This window comes from Levilactobacillus humaensis (assembly GCF_024345185.1).
GTDB lineage: Bacteria > Bacillota > Bacilli > Lactobacillales > Lactobacillaceae > Levilactobacillus > Levilactobacillus humaensis.
Map to the genome: position 1 here is coordinate 86,678 of NZ_BROB01000001.1, position 26,197 is coordinate 112,874.

General features: G+C 50.8%; 22 protein-coding genes. All 22 read right to left on the minus strand.

The window, feature by feature from the left end; all coding sequences use genetic code 11:
* Nucleotides 1-28 precede the first annotated feature (28 nt).
* Entirely contained in the window at nt 29-1,237 is a 1,209-nt protein-coding gene (gene dltB, locus OCU14_RS00405; protein ID WP_261809284.1) for a D-alanyl-lipoteichoic acid biosynthesis protein DltB, read from the minus strand.
* Nucleotides 1,237-2,766, minus strand: a complete 1,530-nt coding sequence (gene dltA / locus OCU14_RS00410) for a D-alanine--poly(phosphoribitol) ligase subunit DltA (protein WP_261809285.1) — start codon at nt 2,764-2,766, stop codon at nt 1,237-1,239. Before dltA ends, dltB begins: the two co-directional genes overlap by 1 nt.
* A 55-nt stretch (nt 2,767-2,821) precedes the next feature.
* Entirely contained in the window at nt 2,822-2,971 is a 150-nt protein-coding gene (locus OCU14_RS00415; protein WP_057877593.1) for a teichoic acid D-Ala incorporation-associated protein DltX, read from the minus strand.
* A 302-nt stretch (nt 2,972-3,273) separates the two neighbouring features.
* Nucleotides 3,274-4,419, minus strand: coding sequence for a molecular chaperone DnaJ (dnaJ, locus tag OCU14_RS00420; protein WP_261809286.1), 1,146 nt, complete (start codon nt 4,417-4,419; stop codon nt 3,274-3,276).
* A gap of 124 nt (nt 4,420-4,543) precedes the next feature.
* On the minus strand, nt 4,544-6,418 hold the full coding sequence (gene dnaK / locus OCU14_RS00425) for a molecular chaperone DnaK (RefSeq protein ID WP_261809287.1): 1,875 nt from the start codon (nt 6,416-6,418) through the stop codon (nt 4,544-4,546).
* A 38-nt stretch (nt 6,419-6,456) separates the two neighbouring features.
* A complete protein-coding gene (gene grpE / locus OCU14_RS00430; protein WP_261809288.1) occupies nt 6,457-7,035 on the minus strand; it encodes a nucleotide exchange factor GrpE in 579 nt (192 codons plus the stop codon).
* A gap of 20 nt (nt 7,036-7,055) precedes the next feature.
* Nucleotides 7,056-8,093: a heat-inducible transcriptional repressor HrcA gene (gene hrcA, locus OCU14_RS00435; protein WP_057877589.1), complete on the minus strand. Its 1,038-nt coding sequence runs from the start codon at nt 8,091-8,093 to the stop codon at nt 7,056-7,058.
* Between the two features lie 134 nt (nt 8,094-8,227).
* Complete coding sequence (ribF, locus tag OCU14_RS00440; RefSeq protein WP_261809289.1) at nt 8,228-9,178, minus strand: riboflavin biosynthesis protein RibF; 951 nt, start codon at nt 9,176-9,178, stop codon at nt 8,228-8,230.
* Nucleotides 9,179-9,202: 24 nt separating this feature from the next.
* Nucleotides 9,203-10,111, minus strand: coding sequence for a tRNA pseudouridine(55) synthase TruB (gene truB / locus OCU14_RS00445; protein ID WP_261809290.1), 909 nt, complete (start codon nt 10,109-10,111; stop codon nt 9,203-9,205).
* Between the two features lie 102 nt (nt 10,112-10,213).
* A complete protein-coding gene (gene rbfA / locus OCU14_RS00450; RefSeq protein WP_057877586.1) occupies nt 10,214-10,567 on the minus strand; it encodes a 30S ribosome-binding factor RbfA in 354 nt (117 codons plus the stop codon).
* A 19-nt stretch (nt 10,568-10,586) separates the two neighbouring features.
* The gene (gene infB, locus OCU14_RS00455) at nt 10,587-13,001 is read right to left on the minus strand and encodes a translation initiation factor IF-2 (RefSeq protein WP_261809291.1); all 2,415 of its coding nucleotides are present in this window, start codon (nt 12,999-13,001) and stop codon (nt 10,587-10,589) included.
* Between the two features lie 47 nt (nt 13,002-13,048).
* Nucleotides 13,049-13,354 carry a L7Ae/L30e/S12e/Gadd45 family ribosomal protein gene (locus OCU14_RS00460; protein ID WP_057877584.1) on the minus strand — a complete coding sequence of 102 codons (306 nt, stop codon included), beginning with the start codon at nt 13,352-13,354 and terminating at the stop codon, nt 13,049-13,051.
* Nucleotides 13,347-13,643 (minus strand): RNase P modulator RnpM, encoded by a 297-nt coding sequence (rnpM, locus tag OCU14_RS00465; protein ID WP_261809292.1) that lies wholly within the window; start codon nt 13,641-13,643, stop codon nt 13,347-13,349. The genes OCU14_RS00460 and rnpM overlap by 8 nt, the downstream gene beginning before the upstream one ends.
* A 27-nt stretch (nt 13,644-13,670) precedes the next feature.
* Nucleotides 13,671-14,900, minus strand: coding sequence for a transcription termination factor NusA (nusA, locus tag OCU14_RS00470; RefSeq protein WP_261809293.1), 1,230 nt, complete (start codon nt 14,898-14,900; stop codon nt 13,671-13,673).
* A gap of 24 nt (nt 14,901-14,924) precedes the next feature.
* Nucleotides 14,925-15,398: a ribosome maturation factor RimP gene (gene rimP / locus OCU14_RS00475; protein WP_125572813.1), complete on the minus strand. Its 474-nt coding sequence runs from the start codon at nt 15,396-15,398 to the stop codon at nt 14,925-14,927.
* Nucleotides 15,399-15,925: 527 nt separating this feature from the next.
* A complete protein-coding gene (locus OCU14_RS00480) occupies nt 15,926-20,263 on the minus strand; it encodes a PolC-type DNA polymerase III (RefSeq protein ID WP_261809294.1) in 4,338 nt (1,445 codons plus the stop codon).
* 100 nt (nt 20,264-20,363) lie between these two features.
* The gene (locus OCU14_RS00485; protein ID WP_261809295.1) at nt 20,364-22,076 is read right to left on the minus strand and encodes a proline--tRNA ligase; all 1,713 of its coding nucleotides are present in this window, start codon (nt 22,074-22,076) and stop codon (nt 20,364-20,366) included.
* Between the two features lie 36 nt (nt 22,077-22,112).
* A complete protein-coding gene (rseP, locus tag OCU14_RS00490) occupies nt 22,113-23,390 on the minus strand; it encodes an RIP metalloprotease RseP (RefSeq protein ID WP_261809296.1) in 1,278 nt (425 codons plus the stop codon).
* Between the two features lie 93 nt (nt 23,391-23,483).
* On the minus strand, nt 23,484-24,272 hold the full coding sequence (locus OCU14_RS00495; protein WP_261809297.1) for a phosphatidate cytidylyltransferase: 789 nt from the start codon (nt 24,270-24,272) through the stop codon (nt 23,484-23,486).
* 21 nt (nt 24,273-24,293) lie between these two features.
* Entirely contained in the window at nt 24,294-25,082 is a 789-nt protein-coding gene (gene uppS, locus OCU14_RS00500; protein WP_261809298.1) for an undecaprenyl pyrophosphate synthase, read from the minus strand.
* A gap of 101 nt (nt 25,083-25,183) precedes the next feature.
* Complete coding sequence (locus OCU14_RS00505; protein ID WP_057877574.1) at nt 25,184-25,606, minus strand: hypothetical protein; 423 nt, start codon at nt 25,604-25,606, stop codon at nt 25,184-25,186.
* 31 nt (nt 25,607-25,637) lie between these two features.
* On the minus strand, nt 25,638-26,195 hold the full coding sequence (gene frr, locus OCU14_RS00510; protein ID WP_373875055.1) for a ribosome recycling factor: 558 nt from the start codon (nt 26,193-26,195) through the stop codon (nt 25,638-25,640).
* Nucleotides 26,196-26,197: the final 2 nt, after the last annotated feature.

Here is a 26,197-nt window from a genome sequence, read left to right on the forward strand (position 1 = left end):
CCCTCGATCGAATTATGAAACCCTTAGTTTAGTGAAACCACAGTTTATCCAGTAACCCAGAGAAGATCAGGAAACTGAAACAAACCATATTTGCCGTTAAGAAGATGGCAAACACCTGGGTAAACCCGTTGTGTGGGATACTTTGGCGATGCTTCTTCTTGTAACGTAACCACGCATCATTAATCACCAACGCGACCCCATGGAACAGGCCGTAAGTGATGTAATACCACGTGACCCCATGCCAGAAACCCATGACCAACATATTAATAATGTAGGTCACATTGGCCGTGGTGGTCGGCTTCTTGAATACCCGGTGCTTCATGAACCAGAAGACTAACCGCATATAGATGAAGTCTCGGAACCAGAATGACAACGTAATGTGCCAACGATTCCAGAAGTCCTTAATGTTCGGTGACCGCCAAGGCTGGTTGAAGTTCATTGGCGTTTCAATCCCCATGAGATAAGAGGTCCCAACGGCAAACAAACTGTATCCAGCGAAGTCAAAGAACAAATCGGCACTATAGCAATACATGTAACCCACGACTGGCCAGGAAAGATCCATGAAGCCACCACGCGAGTTCATCGCCATAATTTGGAGTTTCGGCATCAAGATCGTTCCGAAGTAGTACGCCAGAATGAACTTGTACAGGAACCCGACAAAGATATAGCGAACCCCTTTTTGAATCATGCCCAGGTACTTATCCCGGTCGGGCACCGACCGATAATCGGCTTCGAAACGCCGGTAACGGTCAATTGGCCCGGATGAAATCGTTGGGAAGAAGAGCATGAATTGCAGAAAGGTCATGACCTGATAATCCTTCAGCGTGCCGTCACGCGTTTCCATAATGGTTTGGACGGCACGGAATGATAGATAACTAACACCCAAGAAACCAATCAGTGAAGACTGACCATTGGCTACGGCCGGGGTCACCTTCACGATGGTTAACGGTAAGATGGACAGGATCACCGTCATAAAGAAGACGGGTCCCGAATTATGTTGCTTTCTGTAGACGGCATACCCCCAGGTCAACGCCACCTCGTACAAAATGTAAATGATCAAGGCTACTCCTTGCGTCCACTTCGGACCGCCGAAGGTGAGAACCAGGAAGAAGATTGAAATTAACGTTTCATACAGACGCGACCGCTTGCCGTACAGAATACCAATCATCAGTGGTAAGAGTGCCACTCCCAACAGGGCGAAATATGTTGGGTTACCGTACGGTTCAAAGGTCAACATTATTGATTGACCTCAGCGATAATTGATTTGATATCAACCTTGCCGTTGGGAGTCATCGGCAGGCTTTCCTTGTACACGAATCGTTGTGGGATCATGTATTCCATCATGTCGCCACCTTGTAAGTTTTCTTTAATGGCCTTGGTAAGCGCCAATTCACTGGCAAACTCTGAACTACTTGGAACAATCCAAGCAATCAGTTGGCTCACCTTGTGGTTCCGGTCATACCGTGGAACGGCGACCCCGACCTGAATGTGATCCTCTTGGGTCAGGTAGTGATTGACTTCTTCAAGTTCAATCCGGTAACCATGAAGCTTAATCTGAAAGTCCGTCCGACCACGATACATGATAAGTCCGTTGGTCAGCTGAACGCCTAAGTCCCCTGAACGGTAGACTTCGTGGCCTTGGCTGGTTACAAAGGCCTTCGCCGTCTTCTCTGGATTGTTGAGGTAACCTTTTGACATCGAGGGGCCACTGATAAGCAGTTCCCCCTCTGTGCCGGCGGGAACCGGGTTCAACCCGTCATCAACCACGGTAATCGTGGTGTCTGGCTTGGCATACCCGATTGGCAACCGTGGATTGTCCGCCAAGAGTTCCGCGGTAATCTCAACCTGAGTGACGGCAACCGTCGTTTCGGTTGGGCCATAGGTATTGAAGATCCGCGCACTTGGGAACCGGTCCAACAGTGTTTGCGCGGTCCCGTGGGTTAATTCTTCCCCACAGAACAGGAACCGGCTAAGATGTGGATAATGTTCGGCATCAAAAGTGGGCTCCAACAAGCAAATGTCCATAAAGGACGGCGTTGAGACCCAGACGTTCAGGTCCATCGTTGGCAACGTTTCAAAGAGTTGACGGAAGTTGTCTGTGACCTGCTTAGGCAGGGCCACCAACGTCCCGCCAGCGGCCAAGGTTGGCCCCCAGTCCATGACGGACAGGTCGAATGAGTATGGCGCTTGCGACAACGTCCGTGGGGCGTCAGGTAACGCTAAGTCCGCGCTCAACATCCAGTTCACGTAACTCAGGAGGTTCGTGTGTGAAATCTGAACCCCCTTTGGCTTTCCGGTTGTGCCGGAAGTAAAGATAATGTAATAGTTATCATCACCCGTGACGGCGTGATCTAGTTGGTAATCTACAACCGAGCCACTGAAGATAGTTTCCAGGGCATCAGGCGTAATCACCGGCGTCGATCCAAGCGTGGTTGGCAAAGCTTCAACGGCGATAGCCGCTGCGGGTTGCGCAATCTCGTTAATGGTCGTGACCCGTTCCAATGGCGAATGCGTGTCAATTGGTGCGTAGGCGTGACCACTCTTCACAATGCCTAAAAAAGTCGCCAGCATGTTAAAGGTTTGTCCCCCATAAACTAAGATGGGAGCCTTAGCCGGTAACTGCATGGCGTCCAAATGGGCGGCGAGAGCGTCTGAACGACTCTTCAACTCGCCATAAGTGTTGGTTTGCCCCAGGTAATCATAAGCGATCCGGTTGGGATCGACTTGACCAAAATGGTCAATAGTTGCAATCATATTTTCAATCATTCTATATCCCCCCCAATAGAATTTACGTCTAATCTAGTCGGTTGACCCCCAACGATTAGAATTCGTTATAGATAAACGTGGAATTATTTAACCCACTGTATCCATATAAATAAACTAGTACCATCAAAATAACAAAGTAAAACGCTGTCCAGCCAATAAAGGCGACTACTGGCTGATGCCAAAACGCCAGCCACTTTGCTCTCATGAAATTCACCCCCAGGTTCTGCTGATTGATTCGTCCCCCAAATCAGCTTCCGTTCGCACCTACACAACCTGTCTTTTCCCCGACGAATCCAAGCTGTGTAGGGAGGAATTCCGTGGCCCCAGCCACGTTCCTTATGTTTTGAGATTAGCATTGCCAAAACCGGATTGCAATCAACACTACTCAAGCTTAACACTTTCTTTTTCTTTCATAATTTTTGGTGTAATTAGCGGGGCACAAAAAAGGCCGCTGAAAACCTTCAGCAGCCTTGATAGATTAGCTATTTGAGCAAGTTGCCCCCATAACTAATTCTCATTAAACTTATCTCTCATTTTGTTAAATAAGTTACCTTTGCCTGAACCCGAAACGGTTTCGCCACTAGCCTTGGCAAAGTCACGTAAAGCATCTCGTTGCCCCTTATTTAAGTTCTTAGGGGTTAAGACTTTCACCGTGACATGTTCGTCACCGTTCCCATTACCACGTAAGCGCGGTGCACCCTTGCCACGTAGGCGGAAGATGGTACCACCCTGCGTACCAGCAGGAACCTTTAACTTCACATCCCCGTGAACGGTCTTCACCGTCACGTCATCCCCCATCGCCGCTTGGACGAAGGAAATCGGTTGATCGAAGAAGATCTCGGTGCCATCGCGCCGGAAGTCCTTGCTAGGTGTCACTTCAAAGATAATGAAGAGATCCCCATAAGGACCGCCGTTTTGACCGGCTTCACCTTGACCTTGTAACCGCATTTGTTGCCCGTCATCCACTCCGGCTGGAATGGTGACTTCAACTTCGTGCTTTTCTTCTTCATGACCAGAGCCACCACAGGTTGGGCACTTTTCCTTGATTTCTTGACCCGTACCGTGACAAACAGGACAAGGTTGTTGGCGACGCATCCGCCCTAATGGCGTGTTGGTTTCCGTCGTCACGTAACCAGAACCGCCACATTGGTGACAGGTCTCAGGTGACGTGCCAGGCTTGGCCCCATTACCCCCACAGGTGTGGCATTGGGCCTCACGCGTGTACTTGATCTTGGTCTTCTTCCCAAAGATGGCCTCTTCAAACTTCAGGTCCATCTGGTACTGCAGGTCACGACCCGGACGAGGCGCGTTGGGATTTCGTTGGGCACCGCCGCCAAACATTTGGCTAAAGATGTCACTAAAGTCACCGGCGCCACCACCAAAGCCGCCGAAACCACCAGCGTCGCCGCCACCGAAGCCCCCAAAACCTTGGGGACCGTCGGCAGAACCATACTGATCGTAGTTAGCTCGTTTGTCCTTATCGCCTAAAACGTCGTAAGCATCCTGAACTTCCTTAAACTTATCCGCCGCATCCGGGGCCTTGTTTAAGTCTGGATGATACTTCTTTGATAACTTGCGATAGGCCTTCTTAATTTCATCTTGGCTGGCATCCTTGGAGACACCTAATACGCCATAAAAGTCCGTTTGCGCCATCGTTTTCCTCCCAATCAATTCCGAAATTTTTCGCTACTAGTAAGAATAGCATACTCGAAACAAAAAGCCAAAGCCCAGCGGACTCTGACTTTTTGCCCGATTATTGACAACTTAACCGCTGACCTTACTTCTTGTCTTGGTCATCGTCGTCGTGAACTTCGTGGAAGTCACCGTCGACAGTGTCGCCATCTTTACTATCGGTCTTGGCACCATCAGCACCCGCAGCTTGGCCGGCGCCAGCAGCGTCACCTTGTGCTTGTTGGGCTTGTTGGTACAACTTGACGGAGAGGTCCTGGATGATCTTAGTCAGGTCATCCTTCTTGGTCTTCATGTCGTCCAAGTTGTTGGCTTCTTGCGCCTTCTTTAAGGCATCGCGAGCGTCTTCGGCCTTCTTGATTTCATCATCTGAAACCTTGCCCTTAACGTCCTTCAACGTCTTGTCGGTCTGGAAGAGTAATTGGTCGACTTCATTCTTGGTGTCGACTTCTTCCTTACGCTTCTTGTCGGCAGCTTCGTTTTCCTTAGCTTCCTTCATCATCTTATCGATTTCTTCATCGGATAAACCACCGGAACTCTTGATGGTAATCTTTTGTTCCTTGTTGGTTCCCATATCCTTAGCAGAAACGTTAACGATCCCGTTCTTATCGATATCGAACGTTACTTGGATTTGAGGAACACCACGTGGTGCGGCTGGAATGTCGGCAAGTTGGAAGTTACCTAACGTCTTGTTGTCAGCAGCCATTGGCCGTTCACCTTGTAAGACGTGGATATCAACGGCTGGTTGGTTGTCAGCAGCGGTTGAGAAGACTTGTGACTTGCTGGTAGGAATCGTGGTATTACGGTCAATCAACTTCGTGAAGACCCCACCCATGGTTTCGATACCTAAGGACAATGGCGTGACATCAAGTAACACAACGTCCTTAACATCACCGGTGATGACCCCACCTTGAACAGCGGCACCTAAGGCCACGGCTTCGTCAGGGTTGATCGAGTGGTTGGATTCCTTACCCGTCCACTTTTCAACGGCTTCTTGAACGGCTGGAATCCGAGTAGACCCACCGTTTAAGATAACAACGTCAATGTCGCCAGCCTTTAAATCGGCATCCTTCAACGCATTTTCGACAGGGATCCGGGTCTTTTCAACCAGGTCGGCCGTCAATTCGTTGAACTTAGCCCGGCTCAATGACTTCTGCAAGTGCAGTGGGCCATTGGCGCCGGCGGAGATAAATGGCAAGCTGATCTGGGCTTCAGTAACCCCAGAGAGGTCCTTCTTAGCCTTTTCAGCAGCGTCCTTTAAACGTTGTAAGGCCATCTTGTCCTTGGATAAGTCAACGCCGTTTTCTTGCTTGAAGTCGTCAACTAACCAGTCCATGATCTTCTTATCGAAGTCATCCCCACCTAAATGGGTGTCACCGTTCGTTGAGAGAACGTCAAAGACACCGTCACCTAAGTCCAGTACGGAAACATCAAAGGTCCCACCACCAAGGTCGTAAACCATGATCTTTTCGTCCTTGTCTTGCTTGTCCAGGCCATAAGCCAAGGCAGCAGCCGTAGGTTCGTTAATGATCCGTTCAACGTTTAAGCCAGCAATCTTACCGGCATCCTTAGTCGCTTGACGTTGCGCATCGTTGAAGTAAGCTGGCACCGTGATAACGGCCTTGTCAACCGTGTCCCCAATGTAGTCTTCAGCGAAGGCCTTCAAGTGTTGTAAAATCATCGCAGAAATCTGTTGTGGGGTGTAATCCTTCCCATCAACGGAAACCTTGTAACCTGCTTCACCCATGTGACTCTTGATAGATGAAATGGTGTTGGGGTTCGTGATGGCTTGGCGCTTGGCAACTTCACCAACTTGAGTTTCGCCATCTTTAAATGCGACAACGGATGGCGTCGTCCGAGCGCCTTCCTTATTTGCGATAATCTTAGGGGTACTACCTTCAAGAACGGCAACGGCTGAGTTGGTCGTCCCTAAGTCAATCCCGATAATCTTGTTACTTGCCATCAAAAATTCCCTCTTTTTTAAGTTTTTTGTTTGTAAATTTATTGTGCCACGACAACCATGGCAGGCCGGAGAACCCGGTCCTTCAACTGGTAGCCCTTTTGAAGCACGTTGACCACCGTATCGGCCGTCTGACCTTTTTCAACCGGAACCGATTGAACGGCTTGGTGTTGCGTTGGGTCAAACTTCTGGCCAATTGCGGCAATCTCGGTGACGTTGTTTCGCTTCAAAGCGTCTTCCAAATGATCATAGGTCATTTGGACACCCTTCTTCAGCTGTTCACCGGCCTCATCGCTGGCTTCAACGGCCAAAGCGCGTTCCAAGTTATCAATCACCGGCAAGATATCCTTGGCGAGCTGCTGCCCGTCATACTTAATCAACGTTGCCTGTTCCTTTTGGAAACGTGCCTGAACGTTTTGCACTTCGGCCTCGGCGCGCAGGTACTTGTCCTCGAAGTCGTCGGCTCGTTTGTTGAGCTTGGCGACTTCTTCGGCACTGGCGACGAGTTTTGGCTTAGGCTTAACAGCCTTGGCCTCTGCTTGCTTAGGTGCATCCGTTGCTTTATTGGCGGCCTTTGCCGCGGTTTGGTCATCTGTGGACGGTTGTTGCTTGTCAGCCACGATAAAAAACCTCCCTTTCTTTACTCGTCATAAAACCGGTAATAATCCAGTAGTTTTTTCGCGAGCTCTTCACGAAAAGCCCCGACAATTCCCAACATCCGCGAATAAGGCATCCGCGTTGGTCCCAGGATGGCAATCATCCCTTTACCGTGTTGGTCAACATCGTAAGTCGCCGTAATCAAACTGAAATTACGTAGTGCATCATTGGTCATTTCATTCCCAATTCGGACGGAAATCTTGTCGCTGGGTTGCCCCAGCACATCGGCAATATCATCCGTCTTGTCGAGCATCGCGTATAGCGACTTCAGTGAATCGACGTCGCTGTCCTGTGAGAAGTTCAACAGGTTCAAACGACCGCCAACGTAGAAGCGCTCTTGCGCGGCTCGGGTGAGCACGTCGCCAAAGATATCCAGGAATCCCTCGGGACTCTGGAGATAATTGGCGATCTTCAGCGGAATATCCTGCTGAAGTTTCTTCAGGACCTCTGGCAAGGTTAACCCCACCAGTTGGTCGTTGATTAAGCGAACGACGGCTTCCAGCTGTTCACCGGTAACCTTCTCGTTGACGTCAAACGTCTGATTCTCGACATCCCCGCTGTCGGTAACCAGGATGGCCATGACTTGCCGTTTACCCAATGGGATTAAACGGAAGCCACTCAGGCGGCTATCCTTAAGTTCCGGCTTCAGTGTGAATGCCGTGTAACTCGTCAGATTTGACAGGATCGTCGCAGATTGTGAAATGATTTCGTCAATCTTATGGAAATCACCGCCCAATGAGGACTGAATCACGTCCATATCGTTTGGCCGCAACGGGTCTGGCTTGACCAAGTGGTCAACGTAGTACCGGTACCCTTCGCCAGAAGGAATCCGGCCGGAAGAAGAGTGGGTCTTCTCGATGAGTCCCTGCTCCTCCAACGCCGCCAGCTCATTACGAATTGTCGCTGAGCTTACGTGGATGGGTAACTGCTTGGCTAATGTCTTGGACCCCACTGGCACACCAGTGTTAGTGAAGTCGCGGACAACGGCTCGCAGAATCATCATTTGTCTTTCTGAAAGCATCACAATCACCCCTTTTTTAGCACTCAAACTAATCAAGTGCTAAGACACATATATAATGTAGCAAAACCAGGTTTTGAAGTCAAGAAATCTGGTAGGATTTTTAGCAATCAGTGGGATCAAGTGCTAATTTCACTTTATTCGGCCGTAACTTGGGCAAAATAGGCCCGGGTGTCAACCTCGTCTTTTTTCAGTTGGGTGACCAGATCATCGGCTCCGGCAAACTTAACTTGTCCCCGTAAGCGATGATGCCACTCAACTTCCACGGGTTCCCCATAGAGGTTACCTTGGAAATCAAGCAGATTCATTTCGACGGTCACGGGGCGGTTATCCCCAAAGGTGTCGTTATGCCCCACGGACATCATGCCGGGATACCAGATGGCCCCGACCTTGAGACGCGCCGTGTAGACCCCGATCCCGGGTAACCATTCGTCGTTAGGCGTCAGGATATTCGCAGTTGGAAAACCAATGGTCCGGCCCCGGGCCTCGCCATGGACCACCGTGCCCGTCGTCCGGTAGAGGTAACCCAGGAGGTCATTCACCTCGTCAATTTGGCCTTGTTTCATGGCCGTGCGAATCCGTGTCGAGCTAATCTTATCGGCTTCACTGTCTTGTTCAGACACCGTTTCAACCTCAAAACGCCCTTGGGCGTATTGTGGCAGCCGGGCCATCGTGGCGACGTCCTTCTTGCCATAGGTGTGGTCAAAACCAGCTACGGCCACGACCGTGTGAAAGGCCACCAGATAGTTGTCAACAAAGGCCTGCGGTGATTGTGCCGAAAATTCTCCGGTATAGTTAACCAGAAAGACGCGGTCAACGCCCATCCGGTCCAGCTGATTAAGCTTCCGGTCAGTGGGACTGAGGTACTTCTGATCATCTCCGGTTAGGGCCCGGTAGACGATCGCTGGATGATGATCATAGGTCAGGACCGCCAGCTTGACGTGTCGTTCCTGGGCCAACGCCTTGGCTCGTCGAATCACGGCTTGGTGTCCGCGATGCAAGCCATCAAAGAATCCCATCGCAAGTACCACGGGATCTGCCGGAATTTGGCGTGGGTCCAGTGGATGGTGAATCCGAATAATTTCCATGTTTGACGCCTCTTTCCAAAAATCTTAGTCCACTGTAAACATTTTGAGTGGTTTATATTGCTGTTCTTCGGGTAAAAATTGATACAGACACTTCGTTGCCCCCGCATAACTCAGGGCCACGATTGGTTCGGTGCTGCCGACTTGTGCCTGATCGAGGAAGACGCCGTTTTTAACCAATCCCCACAGGCGCTCTGAGAGGGCCACGTGGGGGTACTGGGTCAAGGCGTAGTCAATCGGCCGTAAGATTGGTGACAAGTCCTCAGCGGCCATCGCAGCGGCCACCTCGTCCAAGGTAACGGCTTGGTCCAGGGTGAAGCCTCCGCTCTTGATCCGCGTGAGTGAGGCCATGACGGCTGGGACACCTAGCTGGCGACCCAGGTCAACGGCCAAGGTCCGCACGTAGGTTCCTTTGGAACAAGCGATCTCAAATGCAACCGTTTGGGTCCCCTGATCGGCATCGAAGTCACCGGGCGTGGTGAGGTCAAAACGGGTAACCGTGATCGTCCGCGTTGGCCGTTCCACCGTCTCCCCCGCGCGGGCATACTCGTAGAGCTTGCGGCCGCGGACCTTAACCGCGGAGTACATCGGTGGGGTCTGTTGAATGGTTCCCGTCAGGGCTGCGGCGGCCTGAATCAATTGATCGGCCGTAAAGGCTGCGGTCAGCGGTTGCCGGTCGATCACATCCCCGTCTAAGTCTTCGGTCGTTGTGGCCAGACCTAGAGTTAAGGTGCCGCGATAAATTTTTCCGGAACCCATGAGGTAGGGAACGACTTTAGTCGCACTGCCGATACAGATGGGAAGGACCCCATCCACGCTAGGGTCCAGCGTCCCGCTGTGCCCCACCTTCTTGGTGTGCAGGATGTGGCGTAACTTTGCCACACAGTCAAAACTTGTGAGTCCTCGTTCTTTGTACAGGGGAATAATGCCATCCATGTGTCTTCCTCCATTTCAACGCTGTCATTGGGGCAAAAAGAGAGTGATAAAAAAGGCGTTGGCCCAATTGGACCAACGCCTTCCTGTTCTCTACAACCCGTGTTACTTTTCTTGGTGGTGGAGATCATTAAGCAATTCATCGATCCGACTACCATAACGAACAGATGCGTCTTGTTCGAACGTTAATTCCGGCGTCTTGTAGATGCTCAGCCGCGAACCAAGTTCGGAACGAATCAGTCCCGTAGCCTTCTTCAAGCCCTCTGCCGTCTTTTCAGCGGAAGAAGCCTTGTCCGATAAAATACTGTAGTAAATCGTCGCCTGTTGTAAATCACCGGTAACTTCGACACCGGTAACGGTGACGCCATCAACCCGTGGGTCGCGAACACGTTTTAGTAAAATATCCGTAACTTCCCGTTGGATTTCTTGTTCCAACCGGCCAACTCGATATTGTGCCATGACTGTTTGCCTCCGATTTTTATTTAACAGGAACTTCCTTCATCACGTAGGCTTCGATAACATCGTCCACCTTAACGTCATTGTAGTTCTCAATCGTTAATCCTAATTCAAAGCCTTGCTTAACTTCCTTAGCGTCATCCTTGAACCGCTTGAGGGAGCCCAGCTTACCTTCGTAAATCACAACGCCGTCACGGATTAACCGGACGTCACTGTCGGACGTTACCTTACCATCCGTAACCATCCCACCAACGATCGTGCCGACCTTGGATGCATGGTAGATTTGACGAACTTCAACTTGACCAATAACTTCTTCCTTGTACGTTGGTTCAAGCAGACCCTTCATGGCCGTTTCGATTTCATCAATGGCATTGTAAATGACATTGTGTAAGCGAATATCAACCTTGTCGGAATCAGCCTGTGAACGTGCTTGTGGCGTAGGACGAACGTTAAACCCAATGATGATTGCGTCTGAGGCTTCGGCCAAGGTCACATCACTTTCGTTAATGGCCCCAACGGCAGAGTGAATGATATTCACCCGAACACCGGAAACTTCGATCTTCTTCAAGCTACCTGCCAAGGCTTCAACGGAACCTTGAACATCGGCCTTGATGATCACGTCAACTTCCTTCATTTCGCCTTCCTTGAGGGAGTCGAAGAGGTTGTCCAACGTGACGTGGCTGGTGTTCTTCCGGTCTTGAATCAAGGCTTCCTTAGCCCGTTCTTCACCGGCAGCTCTGGCCGTCTTTTCATCGTCGAAGACCACGAAACGGTCCCCGGCTTCAGGCACATCGCTCAACCCAGTGATTTCCACTGGTGTTGCTGGAACGGCGTCCTTGATACGACGACCCCGTTCGTTAACCATGGTCCGGACACGCCCGAAGGTGTTCCCAACCACGATTGGATCCCCAACGTGTAAGGTCCCTTGTTGAACCAACAAGGTGGCAACGGAACCCTTACCTTGGTCCAAACGTGCTTCGATCACAGAACCAGCCCCATTTTGTTCAGGGTTAGCCTTTAATTCCAGCACTTCAGCTTGGAGCAAGATCATGTCGAGTAACTCATCGATGTTCTTCCCAAACTTCGCTGAGATTTCAACGAAGATGGTGTCACCACCCCAGTCTTCAGGAATCAATTCGTATTCCGTCAACTGTTCCATCACGTGGTTCGGGTTAGCACCTGGCTTATCGATCTTGTTAACAGCCACGATAATTGGTGTTCCGGCAGCCTTCGCATGGTGAATGGCTTCGATGGTTTGTGGCATGACACCATCATCGGCGGCAACAACCAGCACGGTGATATCGGTGATTTCAGCACCACGTGCCCGCATTTCGGTAAAGGCCGCATGTCCTGGGGTATCCAAGAATGTGATGGTCTTATCGTTGTAGTGGACTTGGTAAGCCCCGATGGCTTGCGTGATCCCACCGGCTTCACCAGCCGTGATGTGGGAGTGACGTAAGTGGTCCAATAACGTGGTCTTACCATGGTCAACGTGTCCCATGATCGTGACAACTGGTGCCCGTGGGGCCAAGTGATCCGTGTTAGCCATTTCGGCATCGAAGAACTTGTCGATATCGGTCACGTCAACTTGAACCTTTTCTTGGGCTTCGATACCATAATCGTCGGCCAAAATTTCAATCGTATCCTTGTCGAGGGATTGGTTTTGGTTAACCATAACGCCCAACATGAATAACTTCTTGACGATTTCAGCAGATGAACGGTGTAAGATCTTGGCCAGGTCTTGAGCATTCATCCCATCGGAGTAAACCAGAACATCTGGCAATGCCTTGTTCTTACGTTCTGGTGCACCCTTGTGTTGGTTCACATCTTTAATCCGTTGGTTCTTCTTGTAACGGTTATTGTTGTTCCGCCGCCGGTTATTGTTCCGGTTGTTGCGGTTATTACGGCCGCCGCGGCTGTTGCTGGAACGGCGTCCATTACTATTATTCGTATTATTATTCAAACTTCCACCAAATCTGCCGGTGCCGGAATTGTGTTGCTCTTGACGGTGACTTCCAGACTGGCTGTTATTTTTATTAGTATTGTGTTGCTGGCCTTGCGGCTTGTTCTGACCGGACCGTTGGCTGGTCGTCTGTGACTTCGGACGGCTGTTACCGTTGGCCTGGTGAGAGGCGTTGGCTTGGCCGTGGCTTTGTCCCGCAGACTTGCCATTCTGGCTCGTCTTGCCTGCTGGCTTAGCGGCCCCGGTCGTCGACCGATGTTGTGCTGGTCGTGCGGCTTGAGTCTTGGCAGGCTTAGCTTGGGATGCCGCTGGCTGCTTCTTAGAAAAAGCAGTCCGTAACTGACGTTCTTCGTTCTCGCCGAGCGTTGACATGTGGTTTTTCACCGGAAAGCCTTTTTCTTCGGCCTTCGCGATGATTTGTTTACTGGAGACATTAATTTCTTTGGCGAGTTCATAAATTCGCTTTTTCCCCATATCTTCACACTCCTTTAATTTCTGTCGATCACGAGAACGTCAGGCGGCTACTTAGCAAGTAATGTTTGTAACTTCCGGACGAATCCCGGATCTGTAATTGCGATGACCGTGCGCGCTGACCCAATGGCCGTGCTCAACTGGTCTTTCGTAAAGTCTTCGTTTAATGGAACATCGTAACTCGTGGTCTTGTCGCGAAATTGCTTCTGGCTACTCTGACCCGCATCACTTGCGAGTAAGACCAATTTGGCTGAGCCATCACGCACTGCGGCTAAGACAAAGGTTTCGCCGGTGGTCAGTTTACCTGCCCGTCGGACCAAACCTAGGAGTTGTAAGGCACGCTCGGAATTAGTCATGATCGAATAATTCTCGTCGTGCTTGTTGGTGGTCGACGTAGGCGATTAGGTCGTCATAGAACTGGTCACCGATCTTAACGTCAAACACGTGGTCAAAAGTCCGTTCCGCCTTAGCCCGCTTTGCAACGGCAACATCTAAGGCGATGTAGGCCCCACGGCCGGATTGCTTACCGGTCGGGTCAATGCTGACCTCTTGCTCTTGGTTGCGAACCACGCGAACCAACTGCTTCTTGGGTGCCATTTCTCCCGTTACAATGTCTTTGCGTAACGGAACCTTACGTTGTTTCATAAGCCCCAAACCTCCTTGAGATGGGTATTATTCTGCCGTCGTTGAATCGTCGTCGCTGGCGTCCTCAGGGGCGTCTGACGGGGTTGCATCGTCGGCTGGTGTCACATCAGGTGCGACGTCTTCACTGTCAGCAAACGGTGCCGCTTGATCTGCAGCCGCCGTGGCTTCTTCGTCAGCGGGAGTTGCATCAGCAGTCGTTTCCTGATCAGCCTCCATTATAGCAGACGCTTCGGATTCTGATTTGATATCAATCTTGTAACCTGTCAACTTAGCGGCTAACCGGGCATTTTGCCCACGCTTACCGATCGCTAATGACAATTGATAGTCAGGCACGATAACTTCACAAGCCCGCTCGTTGTTCGGGTCAAAGATGACGTCGAGTACTTCGGCTGGGTTCAAAGCGTTAGCGATGAACTTAGCTTCGTCCTCGGTCCATTCAACGATATCCATGTTTTCGCCACCGAGTTCATTAACGATCGTCTGAACCCGTTGGCCACGAGGGCCAACACTGGTTCCGACGGGATCGATGTCAGGGTTGTTCGAACGAACGGCAACCTTGGCTCTGTCGCCGGCTTCACTGGCAATCGCCATGATTTCAACGGTCCCGTCATAGATTTCAGGAACTTCTTCTTCGAACAAACGCTTCAATAAATCAGCGTGGGTCCGGCTAACGAAGACCTGAGGACCCTTGGTGGCATTTTCCACGCGGGTCACGTAAACCTTGATACGGTCGTGAATCCGGTAGGTTTCGTTAGGCATCTGGTCTTGACGACCCATGACAGCTTCGACCTTACCTAAGCTCACGTAAACGAAACGGGAATCTTGACGCTCAACTTCACCCGTCACGATTTCATTTTCGTATTGGCTGTATTGATCGAAGATGATGTTCCGTTCTGCTTCACGAACCCGTTGCAAGATCACTTGCTTGGCGGTCTGTGCGGCAATCCGGCCAAAGTTCTTCGGGGTCACTTCAAACTTGATGTCATCGCCTAATTCGTAACCCTTGTTGATAGCCAAGGCTTCATCCAAACCAACTTCCAAACGGGAATCGTAGACTTGGTCCACGACCTTCTTCACAGCAAAGACGTGAATGTTCCCCTTCTTCTGGTCGAATTCAACTTCGACGTTTTGTGCTTGGTCATAGTTACGCTTGTAAGCAGACACTAAGGCTGCTTCTAAGGCGTCGATAACCACTGATTTTGCGATCCCTTTTTCCGTCTCGAGGACGTCTAAGGCACCCAATAATTCTTTACTCATGTTGTGTTTCGCTCCTTAATTAAGTTAGAACTTGACGGCTAACCGGGCTTGGGCAATCGCATCACGTGGAATGGTTAACGTCTTGATGCGTCCCTTGAGGTTGACCTTAAGGTCTAGGGATTCTGCCTCTAATTTCTCCAAGGTTCCCTCGTAAACCTTGCTCTGACCAATCTTTTGATACAGGGAAACGTGGATGTAATCACCCACGGCCCGTTCAAAATCGGCCGGCTTCTTCAATGGCCGCTCGGCACCCGGAGAGGATACTTCGAGAAAATAGGCCTGAGGAATTGGGTCTGGATCCAAGCTATCCAATTTCTCGGATAGTTCATCACTGACCATTGCACATTCCTCAATATTAATGCCTCCGGGCTTGTCGATGTAGACCCGTAGGTACCAGCTCTTACCTTCTTTGACAAACTCCACGTCAACTAATTCAAACTGATGATGCGCCACAATTGGCTGGGCTAGGGCCGTCACGCTCTCGACGACAGTACTCAAAGAATTCCGCCTCCTACATTTTTCCATTAAAAAGAGTGAGCATAAACTGCTCACTCATTTAAAAACGAGTTTAACTACAACCATTACTTTACTACATATGCCGCGGGATTGCAACCGATCCGCCGGTGACTAGAACTCCGTCACCAGGAGGATCACAAATCCCACAATCGTGATAAATTCAAAGACTAGAAGATTCAGTCGATTCAATGCCATTTCCTTCAGACTAAAAGCCTTAATTATTGTCAGCACGAACGCTATCAAGAAGTAACCCACCACGACCGTCAGAAACGGGACGGCCGTGACGCTAGCTACTAGTCCACACAGAATGTAACCCAAACCAATCAGACAATAACCTGCCAGAAAAATCCACCCATCTGGTAACCTCGTAAAGTGCCGGAGCATGGTGAACACCCGCTTTCGTTAAAGTGATTAAAGTTCTTCGTTCCTCACTTTCATTGTAACATACTTGGCGGGTATTGTAAGCGTTGCCATAGTGTCTAAGCCGGTTATTTGCGGGTTGGAAAGGTCTACATCATATCGTCGAATAAACTGAGCTGATTTTCATCGGGTAACCCGGTCAAAACGCCGTTCTCAGTCATGAAGTCAATGATGGTCTTGGAAACCTTGCCTCGTTTGGCCAGGTCTTCCTTGGAAATGAATGGCCGATCGTTACGCGCGGCCACGATCTGCTTGGCCACGTTCAACCCCAATCCAGGTGCGGATTGGAATGGCGCAATCAGCGTGTCACCCTCGATAATCCAGTCGGCGGCATCGGACTTCTCCAGATCGATCATCTTGAAGTTGTAACCCCGTTCCAACATTTCATTGGCAAGTTCCAACACTGTCAGGAGGTTCTTGTCCTTGGTAGAGGCGTCCATCCCCTGGTCATTGATGGCCTTCATCGCGGCCTTCACAGCCGTCTTGCCCTGTGACATGGCGACAACGTCGAAGTCGTCGGCCCGCACGGAGAAGTAAGCGGCGTAGTAAATGATTGGGAAGTAGACCTTGAAGTACGCTACCCGGAGCGCCATCAGCACGTAGGCTGCGGCATGGGCCCGTGGGAACATGTACTTAATCTTCAAACAAGAATCAATGTACCAGTCGGGACAGTCAGTTTCCTCCATCTTCTCTTGCCATTCGTCAGGAATCCCCCGACCCTTCCGCACATGTTCCATGACTTGGAAGGAGGTTTCAGAATCCAATCCGAAGTTAATCAAGTCGGTCATGATGTTATCCCGACAACCAATAACGTTGGCGATGGTGGCGGTGCCGTTCTTGATCAGTTCTTCGGCATTTCCCAACCACACGTCGGTCCCGTGGGATAGTCCAGAAATTTGGAGCAATTGCGAATAGTTCTGGGGATGCGTTTCTTCCAGCATCCCGCGGACAAACCGCGTCCCGAATTCTGGCACACCCAGTGTCCCCGTCTTGGACTGAATCTGTTCAGGGGTCACGCCGAGTGAATCTGTCCCGGAGAACAACGCCATCACACCCGGATCATCCATTGGAATTGTCTGCGGATCAACCCCAGACAAATCTTGCAGGGTCCGGATCATCGTGGGATCATCATGCCCCAGGATATCGATCTTCAAAATGTTATCGTGAATCGAATGGAAATCGAAGTGGGTCGTTTGCCAGGCCGCGTTCTGGTCATCGGCCGGATACTGGATCGGCGTGAAGTCGTAGATATCCATGTAGTCTGGCACAACGATAATCCCCGCGGGATGTTGCCCGGTGTTGCGTTTAACCCCGGTCACACCCTTGGCTAGGCGGTCAATCTCGGCTCCCCGGAAGGTCTGCTCGGTGTCACGTTCATAGGCCTTGACGTAACCGTAACCAGTCTTATCGGCCACGGTGCCGATGGTTCCGGCCCGATACACGTTCTTTTCCCCGAACAACACCTTGGTGTAGTTATGGGCAATAGGTTGATAATCTCCAGAGAAGTTCAAATCGATATCGGGCACCTTGTTTCCCTTGAAACCCAAGAAGGTTTCGAATGGAATATTGTGGCCATCACCGATCATCAACGTCCCACACTTGGGACAGTTCTTTTCCGGTAAATCGTACCCCGAGCTGTATTCACCCTTGGTATAGAAGTGCGAATACTGACAGTTCGGGCAACGGTAGTGTGGTGGTAGCGGATTCACTTCGGTAATTCCGGTGAATGTCGCCACGACACTGGACCCAACGGACCCCCGCGACCCAACCAAGTACCCGTCCTTATTGGACTTGGCTACCAGTCGTTGGGCAATCAGGTAAATCACGGAGAACCCGTTCCCAATGATCGACTTTAACTCCCGGTCGACCCGGTGTTGCACCAACTCGGGGAGTGGATCGCCATACCACGCGTGCGCAGTATCCATGGTCCGTTGCCGAATTTCATCTTCGGCCCCTTCCATCCGTGGCGTGTAAAGTTTGTCTTTCAATGGGTGAACATCGTCCACGTCGTTGGCAATCTTCTGGGTGTTGGTCACCACGATTTCCTTGGCCGTCTCGGCTCCCAGATAAGCGAAGTCATCCAACATCTCGTTGGTTGACATGAAATGGGCATCCGGTAATTCCTGGCGGTTCAGCGGATTCGCCCCACCTTGTGAGTGAATTAAAATTTTACGATAGATGTAATCTTCAGGATCAAGGTAATGGACATCCCCCGTGGCCACCACGGGTTTGTTGAGGTCATGCCCCAACGTCACCATGTTTTTGACGATTTCTTCGAGGTTCGCCTCATCGGCAATCAAACCCGAGTCAATCAGTGGCTGGTAAGCGGCCTTAGGTTGAACCTCCAGGTAATCGTAATACTTGGCCTTAGCGGCAGCTTCGACCTGACCCTTTTGCATCATGGCCGTAAACACCTCACCCGAAGAACAAGCGGAGCCGACGATAATGCCATCGCGGTACTTGTCCAACAGACTGCGGGGCACCCGGGGTACCCGGTAGAAGTAGTCCACGTTGGAGGCCGACACGAGGCGGAACATATTCTTCAAGCCGTCCTGCGTCTTGGCAATCAGGATCGCATGGCTAGGACGCGCGTGCTTGTAGGCATCGTTGTCCGTCATGTGATCGTTAAGCTGGTCGTGGTACTGGATGTCATAGCGGTCCTCAGCATCCTTCAAAAAGAGATAATTCAGATGACCAGTGGACTCGGCATCGTAAACGGCGCGGTGATGGTGCTCCAGGCTGACGTGGAAGCGTTTGGCCAACGTATTCAGCCGATAACTCTTCAACGTCGGATAGAGGAAACGAGCCAGCGTCAACGTATCAATAATGGGATTAGGAATTTCCGGCATCCCGTGGCGCTGATACCCAGTATTCATGAACCCCACATCGAAGGTCACGTTATGGCCAACGATGATGGCGTCCCCACAGAACTCCCGGAAGAGTTTGAAGACCTCTTCTTCGGACTTGGATCCAGCCACCATATCATCGGTGATACTGGTCAGATTAGTTGTCTGTTCTGACAATGGGAACCCAGGATCGATAAATTCTTCGAACTGGGCGATCACATTCTTATGCTCCATCTTAACCGCGGAAAGTTCGATCACCTTGTCATAAATGGCAGAAAGTCCCGTGGTTTCCACATCAAAGACGACATAGGTTGCGCCGTCTAATGGCACGTGCGCACTGTTATAACCAATTGGAACCCCATCGTCTACCAGGTTGGCTTCAACCCCATAGAGCATCTTGACCCCAGCCTTGGTTCCGGCATTAAAGGCCGCCGGGAAGCCTTGGACGTCGGCATGGTCCGTAATGGCCATGGCTGGCATGCCCCACTGCTTGGCCCGACTGACGTAATCGCCAATTGGATTGGTGGCGTCCATTTGACTCATCGACGTGTGCAGGTGGAGCTCCACCCGCTTCTCGTCGGCAGGGGCGGTGTCCTGTGGTGTGGCGTGTTTGACTTGATTGATGTCGTAGGCGTTCAAGGCCAGGTCACGCATGTAGCTGTCCTCTTGGACGCTCCCACGAACCTTGACCCAAGCGCCTTCATCGACGCCGGCAAACTGGGCCTCATCCTCGGCCCCACGAGAGAACTTCTTCACCACAATTGACGAGGTGTAATCGGTAATCTTCAACGTCAGGAGTTGTCGACCAGAACGGAGTTTACGAACTTCCTTGTCGAAGACGTAACCTTCGACGATGACGGAGCGTTCTTCTTGGGTGATATCCACCATCCGGGTAATCGGTTGATCCCCCTTGATGGCTTTCCCAATTTGAGTTGGTCCGCTGGCAGCCACAACATCGCCTTGACTCTGACGTTTCTGGTTAGCCTTTTCGATCGCCGCAGCGGCCTGCTGGGCCAACTGGGCGTCATTCTTCTGTTGCCGGGCCTTAAATTCTTCAATCTTAGCCTGCGACTTGGACTCGTCGACCTTCACCTGAATGTTAAATTTCGGAAATCCGACTTGACGGTAAGTGGCCTCGAGCGGCCCTAAGGCCTGGTTACTGAGAAAGTTCTTAACGACTTCATTTTGAGCGTATAGCAGTACGCGACCATCGGGATCAAGTTGGGGCACCTGCGATTGGCAGAGTTCCTGCACCAGGCTCCCGGTCAGCTGACTATTTTTGACAACCCATTCCCAGTAATCCCCCAGCACGCGGTTCGTAAGTTCCGGTTGGTCGACCAGAAATGTGGCGTCAACAGTGGCAATATCTCTGAACGCCACCTGCAAATGATTCTGAAAATCAACGAATGCCGTGAACGGAAGTAACTGGTCGAACTTGAGATAGAATTGCCACCGACGGGACTGTTCGTGCACCGTCAGACGGTCAATGCTGGCCGTGGCAAAATAAGGTTGCTCGGCCTCACCAGCCAAGTCCAGTTGTTGTAATAATTTTTCGAATAATGCATGGCGATCTTCGTCCACAAGCGAACTCCTTTCATCCTGTCTAAAAAGGAGCCAGGACAATTGTCCCAGCCCCCTTGGATTCGGTCACAGACGTCAATTGACGTCCGTCGTTTAGTTATTAATCAATATCCTTGAAGAGAATTTCAACGGTGCTAGCGACTTCATCCTTGATGACTTCGACCGTTTCACCAGTCTTACGAATCTTAATCTCAACGATGCCTTCGCCAGCCTTCTTCCCAATGGTAATCCGCACAGGAATCCCCATCAGATCGGAGTCGGCAAACTTCACCCCAGGACGTTCCTTACGGTCATCGGTCAGAACCCGGTAACCCGCAGCGGTCAGCTGTTGGTCCAGTTCTTCGGTCAGAGCGGCTTGGTCAGCCTTCTTCAAGTTAACTGGAATCAAGTGAATATCAAATGGTGCGATGTTCCGTGGCCAAACCAGCCCATTTTCATCAGCTTGTTGTTCGGCAACAGCGGACAGTAACCGGCTGACACCAATCCCGTAGGACCCCATGACAACTGGTTGTTGGCGACCATTAGCATCGAGGACCGTGGCCCCTAATGAATCGGAGTAACGGGTCCCTAACTTAAAGATATGCCCGATTTCAATTCCCTTGGTGAACTTCAAGACCCCGGCACCATCTGGTGACAAGTCACCAGGTTGAACTGCCCGCAAGTCGGCGTAAGCGTCCACCCGGAAGTCGCGGTCAACATTAGCATTCACGTAGTGGTGACCGTCTTCATCGGCACCCACGGCAACGTTAACCATGTCACCCACGTATTGGTCGGCCAGGATCTTAACGTCTTCACCGACACCTACGGGCCCCAGGGAACCAAAGTTGGCCCCTAAGAATTGTTGCGCCTGTTCTGGCGTTGCTGGATCCAAGAAGTCCGCGTTCAAGTAGTTCTTCAGCTTGATCTCGTTAACTTCGTGATCCCCACGAACCAAGACCATCACTGGTTGTTCCTTGTCGGCAACGTACAACATACTCTTAACCAGCGTGTTGGCTGGCACGTCCAAGAAGGCTGCGAGTTCGTCGATGCTGTGGACCCCTGGCGTCTCAATCTTCTTGAGCTCGGCCAGTGGCGCATGGGACTTCTTACTGATGAAGAGGCTCCGTGCCATTTCAAGGTTGGCAGCATAGTCGGAAGAGTCGGAGTAGACGATCGTGTCTTCCCCAACGGGCGCAATGGCAGAGAACTCTTTGGAGTCACTCCCACCCATGGCGCCACCATCCCCAACGATGGCCCGGTAATTCAAGCCAATCCGGTTGAAGATGTTTTCGTAGGCCGTTTCCATTTGGTCATAGATGCGATCGAGGTCTTCATCGTCGATTGAGAAGGAATAAGCATCCTTCATGATAAATTCCCGTCCCCGTAAAAGACCGTAACGTGGGCGATCTTCGTCACGATACTTGGGTTGGATCTGGTACATGACCAGTGGTAATTTCTTGTAAGACTTGATGGCGTCTCTGACCAACATCGTGAAGGTTTCTTCGTGCGTTGGAGCCAAGATAAAGTCACTGTCGTGGCGGTTCTTAAACTTAAATAAGTTAGGACCGTACGTTTCATAACGGCCAGATTCTTGCCACAATGAGGCTGGCAGAACGGCGGGCATCAGCATTTCAACGGCGTCGATCTTTTCCATTTCCTCACGGATAATTTTTTCAATGTTGGTTAAAACCCGGTAGGCCAATGGTAGGTAAGCGTACATTCCCGCCGTGACCTGCCGAATGTAGCCGGCCCGCAGCATCATCTGATGGCTCAAGGCTTCGGCGTCATTCGGCACCTCCTTTAGGGTTGGAATCAATAGTTTAGATTGTTTCATCGTCTTGTATTCCCTTCTCGTTACAACGTTAAATCTTTAGTGAATAAAGTAGCGCTCGATATCATTCCAAGTGACCAATAGCATCAGTAAAACTAGGAATGCGACCCCCACCAGCGTGATCCCCGCCTCAACATTTTCTGAGAGTGGTTTGTGCCGGATGGCTTCAATAAAGTTCAATAATATTTTACCACCATCGAGGGCCGGAATTGGCAGTAAATTGACAATTGCCAGGTTAATTGACAGAAAGGCCAGGAAATTCAGGATCCCAACCAGGCCAAATTTGGTAGCTTGAGAGGTCGTGGCAAAGATCGCCACGGGTCCACCCAAGTCATTTAGGCTGAAGTGCCCGGAAACCATGTTCCACAGGGCGCCAAACAGGGCCTTGGTCATTGACCAGGTCTGGGTAAATCCCGACGCTAGGATGGCCCCAATGTGCTTATTCTGGGCTTGCGTGATGCCGATCATGCCGACCGTCTTACCATTGGACTTCTGGCCCTCTGGCGTCAGCGTTACCGTTTTCTTGCTCTGACCACGTTGAATGGTCAAAGTGGTCTTCTTGTTAGCCCGAGGCTGGATCGCCGTACTCAACGCCGTCCAGTCCTTGGTCGTCTTGCCATTCACCGTGAGAATCTTGTCATTGGTCTTCAGTCCCGCCTTCTTGGCGACGGAGACCGGTGAACTTGCCACTTGAACCTGGTTGGTTCCCATGGCAACCCCACCCTGAACAAAGGACATCAACATGAAGGTCACGATGGCCAGGAAGATATTATTCATGGGTCCGGCGAAGTTAGTCATTAACCGCCGACCCAGTGAGGCTGACTGGAATTGCACGTCCTTGGGCGCAATCTGAAGTTCCGTTCCATCGCTCTCAATGATCGTGGCCTCATGGGCAACCGGATAACGCTTAACGGCAGATTCATCCCCGTTTTCGTACCCTTCGATCCACAGTTCATCCTCAAGATCGGTCGCGGTGACCTCTAAGGGAATCCCGTTGAAGAGACTCGACTTCTTGGAGGTGTTAATCCGTTCAACCAGATCGTTCTTGCCAAGGTAGAGACTCACCGGCGTTCCGGGTTGTAGTTCTTCCTCGTCATCTTCGGCACCGGCCATCCGGACGTAACCGCCGACTGGCAGTAACCGTACCGTATACGTGGTCCCGTCTTTGCCCCGATGATAGAAGAGTTTGGGACCCATTCCGATTGAAAACTCACGGACCAGAATCCCACCGCGTTTGGCAAAGTAAAAGTGCCCGAATTCATGCACGATGACCAAAATCCCAAACACGATAATAAAGGTAATAATGGTTGTAATCACAGCTGTCGTCCCTTCTCCTGTTGGCTTCGCTTACTTTTTTCTGCTGTCTAGCATACCGTAAGCAATAGTCGTGGTGCAAGTGACTTGCGGTCGTTAGATCAGTCCGAAGAGATGAATCACGGGCAGAACCAACAGTAGACTATCAAACCGGTCGAGAATTCCACCGTGTCCCGGTAGGATCTTGCCGGAATCCTTGACACCGTAGTAACGCTTGAGGGCAGATTCTACGAGATCCCCGAATTGACCCACGATCGAGAAGATTAGGGTCAAGAGAATCATGACACCCAGACTGAAGTGACCCGTTGGGAAGAAGTACCAGAAGACACTCCCGACAATCGTGGCTACCAGTGAGCCCCCAATGGAGCCTTCCCAGGTCTTGTTCGGGCTGATATGTGGGGCGAGCTTGTGCTTCCCAATTTTCCGGCCAATCATGTAGGCGCCGGAATCCGTCGTCCAAACGATGAACAACGCGTATAACAGAGCCACGAGACTGACATCTCGAGCGGCAATAAAGAAGTGGAACCCAATCCCAATGTACAGCATGCTCAGGGTAATCACCCCGGCATCGTCAAAAGAGAACCGGTTACGAGAAACCACTGTCCGCATCAATAATAGCAGGACAAATAAGTAGACAATGTACCAGGGATCAAGAAAGTGAGGCAGATCCTGCCACCAGGCCACTGGGGCAATGACCGCTAAGATGCCTAAGCCCGAGATAAAGGCTTCAGGGCTCACCAAGAGCTTCTTGCGCATAATCAGCACTTCTGATAAGGCCACCAAACCCAGGACGAAGCCGGCTAGGTCCACCCAGATACTCCCCGCAATGATGATGGGGATAAATATAATTAAGGCGACAACCGCCGTAATAACCCGTTGTTTCATTCTACATGCTCCTCAATGTCGTTATTTTTGTTCCATCGTTTCCAGACCGCCAAAGCGGCGGTGACGTTGTTGATAAGTATAGATTGCCGATTCTAGGGCTGCTTGGTCGAAGTCTGGCCAATGTTCTTGGACAAAGACAAACTCGCTGTAGGCAGCCTCCCACAGCATGAAATTAGAGAGCCGTTGCTCCCCACTAGTCCGAATCATCAGATCGGGATCGGCCAGGTCACCCAAGTCTCCTGTCATGAGTTCCCGGTCCATCTGTGCTTCATCTATGTCCTCGGGAGCCAGATCACCTGTCTGAACGCGTTTTGCCAGTGTTTGCACCGCGGTAATAATCTCCGCACGCCCGCCGTAGTTGAGGGCAAAGTTCAACACCATCCCCGTACAGTCAGCGGTATCAGCGACGGCATCTTTAACAGCTTTTTGCGTTGCCTTAGGCAGTTGATCCACGTAGCCCATCACCTTGACACGAATATTATTCTTGATGAGATCGGGGACAAATGTGCTAAAGAAATCAACCGGAAGCTTCATCAGATAGTTCACTTCCGTCGAAGGCCGTGACCAGTTCTCTGTTGAAAAGGCATATAGCGTGAGAACCTTGACGCCCAAGTGACTGGCAGCCTTTGCCACCGTTTTGACCGTATTCATACCTTGTTTATGACCAGCGATCCGCGGTAAATGGCGTTGTTGCGCCCACCGACCGTTGCCATCCATGATAATGGCGATGTGGGCGGGAATGTTGGTTTCGTCCAATTGCCGTTCCGTGACTTCGCCCGTCGCCTGATCTTTATTTAAAAATGAAAACACAGCGCACCTCCATTAAGTCTTTACAACCTCTCATCATAACAAAAAAAGAGCCGGGAAACTATCCCAGCCCTCAAATTGAGCGAAAACTTTAAGGTTTCTCGCTATTCGATTAACCGCCAGTCACCACGCTTAGCGTCAGCCAACGTTCCGAAGTAACTCAGAAGGTTGTTGGCATCATCGGCACTGACCTGCCCCAGCAGGTTCAGGCCTTCGCCAGTTGGCATTGGGTCAGACAAGTCGGTAATTTCATTACCGTGTTCGATGGTTGCCTTAGAGAAGGCCACAATCCAGTCGTCTCCAATCAGTTGGGTAACGACGAAGAACAGGTTGAAATCATCGCTAACAAAGGCGGGTTGGGCGTATACCCCTTCTTGAATTTCTTCAAGTTCCGCACCGTTGTAGTTCAAGATTGACACGTTTTCAGCATTTACCGCGTTGTTTAACCGAAAGACCATTTTCCCAAATTCCTTAGAACCGGGGGTGATTTCGATGTCGTCTTGGTTATTTTGATTCTCTTCTGCCATAATAAAACGCTCCTTCCCCAAAAGGGTTAGTCTAGTCTGTTAAGATTTCCTTTTCCTTGTCCGCTGAGATGGTGTCAATGCCCTTGATGGCCTTATCCGTCACCTTTTGAACTTGGTCTTCCATGTTGTGCAGGTCGTCGTCGGTGTAGTCCCCGTTCTTGTGGCCCTTCTTGACGTCATCCATGGCGTCACGACGAACGTTACGAACGGCAACCTTACCTTGTTCGGCGGTAGCCTTCACTTGCTTAGCTAATTCCTTACGCCGTTCCTCAGTCAGTTGTGGAATCACTAACCGAAGGGCAGTCCCATCGTTAGCTGGCGTGATCCCAACGTCGGACTCCAAGATCCCCTTCTCAACATCTTCGAGAGCGGACTTGTCGTACGGCGTTACCATCAAAATCCGTGGTTCTGGAATGGTAATGGCAGCCACTTGGTTCAGTGGCGTATCCACACCATAGTATTGCACCATAACACGGTTTAAAATGCTGGCGTTGGCCCGACCGGCACGAATTGTTCCCAATTCACGCTTGAGTGCTTCCTCTGCCTTTTTCATACGATCCTGTGCATCTGTAATGATCTGATCTGCCATGT

Coding starts and splice junctions, on each gene's coding strand:
- hrcA (WP_057877589.1), bottom strand. CDS start 8,093: ATGCTTTCAGAAAGACAAATGATGATTCTGCGAGCCGTTGTCCGCGAC.
- OCU14_RS00485 (WP_261809295.1), bottom strand. CDS start 22,076: ATGAAACAATCTAAACTATTGATTCCAACCCTAAAGGAGGTGCCGAAT.
- dnaK (WP_261809287.1), bottom strand. CDS start 6,418: ATGGCAAGTAACAAGATTATCGGGATTGACTTAGGGACGACCAACTCA.
- infB (WP_261809291.1), bottom strand. CDS start 13,001: ATGGGGAAAAAGCGAATTTATGAACTCGCCAAAGAAATTAATGTCTCC.
- OCU14_RS00415 (WP_057877593.1), bottom strand. CDS start 2,971: ATGAGAGCAAAGTGGCTGGCGTTTTGGCATCAGCCAGTAGTCGCCTTT.
- OCU14_RS00495 (WP_261809297.1), bottom strand. CDS start 24,272: ATGAAACAACGGGTTATTACGGCGGTTGTCGCCTTAATTATATTTATC.
- dltB (WP_261809284.1), bottom strand. CDS start 1,237: ATGTTGACCTTTGAACCGTACGGTAACCCAACATATTTCGCCCTGTTG.
- ribF (WP_261809289.1), bottom strand. CDS start 9,178: ATGGAAATTATTCGGATTCACCATCCACTGGACCCACGCCAAATTCCG.
- rbfA (WP_057877586.1), bottom strand. CDS start 10,567: ATGGCACAATATCGAGTTGGCCGGTTGGAACAAGAAATCCAACGGGAA.
- rnpM (WP_261809292.1), bottom strand. CDS start 13,643: ATGAAACAACGTAAGGTTCCGTTACGCAAAGACATTGTAACGGGAGAA.
- OCU14_RS00505 (WP_057877574.1), bottom strand. CDS start 25,606: ATGGCAGAAGAGAATCAAAATAACCAAGACGACATCGAAATCACCCCC.
- dltA (WP_261809285.1), bottom strand. CDS start 2,766: ATGATTGAAAATATGATTGCAACTATTGACCATTTTGGTCAAGTCGAT.
- nusA (WP_261809293.1), bottom strand. CDS start 14,900: ATGAGTAAAGAATTATTGGGTGCCTTAGACGTCCTCGAGACGGAAAAA.
- dnaJ (WP_261809286.1), bottom strand. CDS start 4,419: ATGGCGCAAACGGACTTTTATGGCGTATTAGGTGTCTCCAAGGATGCC.
- truB (WP_261809290.1), bottom strand. CDS start 10,111: ATGGATGGCATTATTCCCCTGTACAAAGAACGAGGACTCACAAGTTTT.
- OCU14_RS00460 (WP_057877584.1), bottom strand. CDS start 13,354: ATGACTAATTCCGAGCGTGCCTTACAACTCCTAGGTTTGGTCCGACGG.
- frr (WP_373875055.1), bottom strand. CDS start 26,195: ATGGCAGATCAGATCATTACAGATGCACAGGATCGTATGAAAAAGGCA.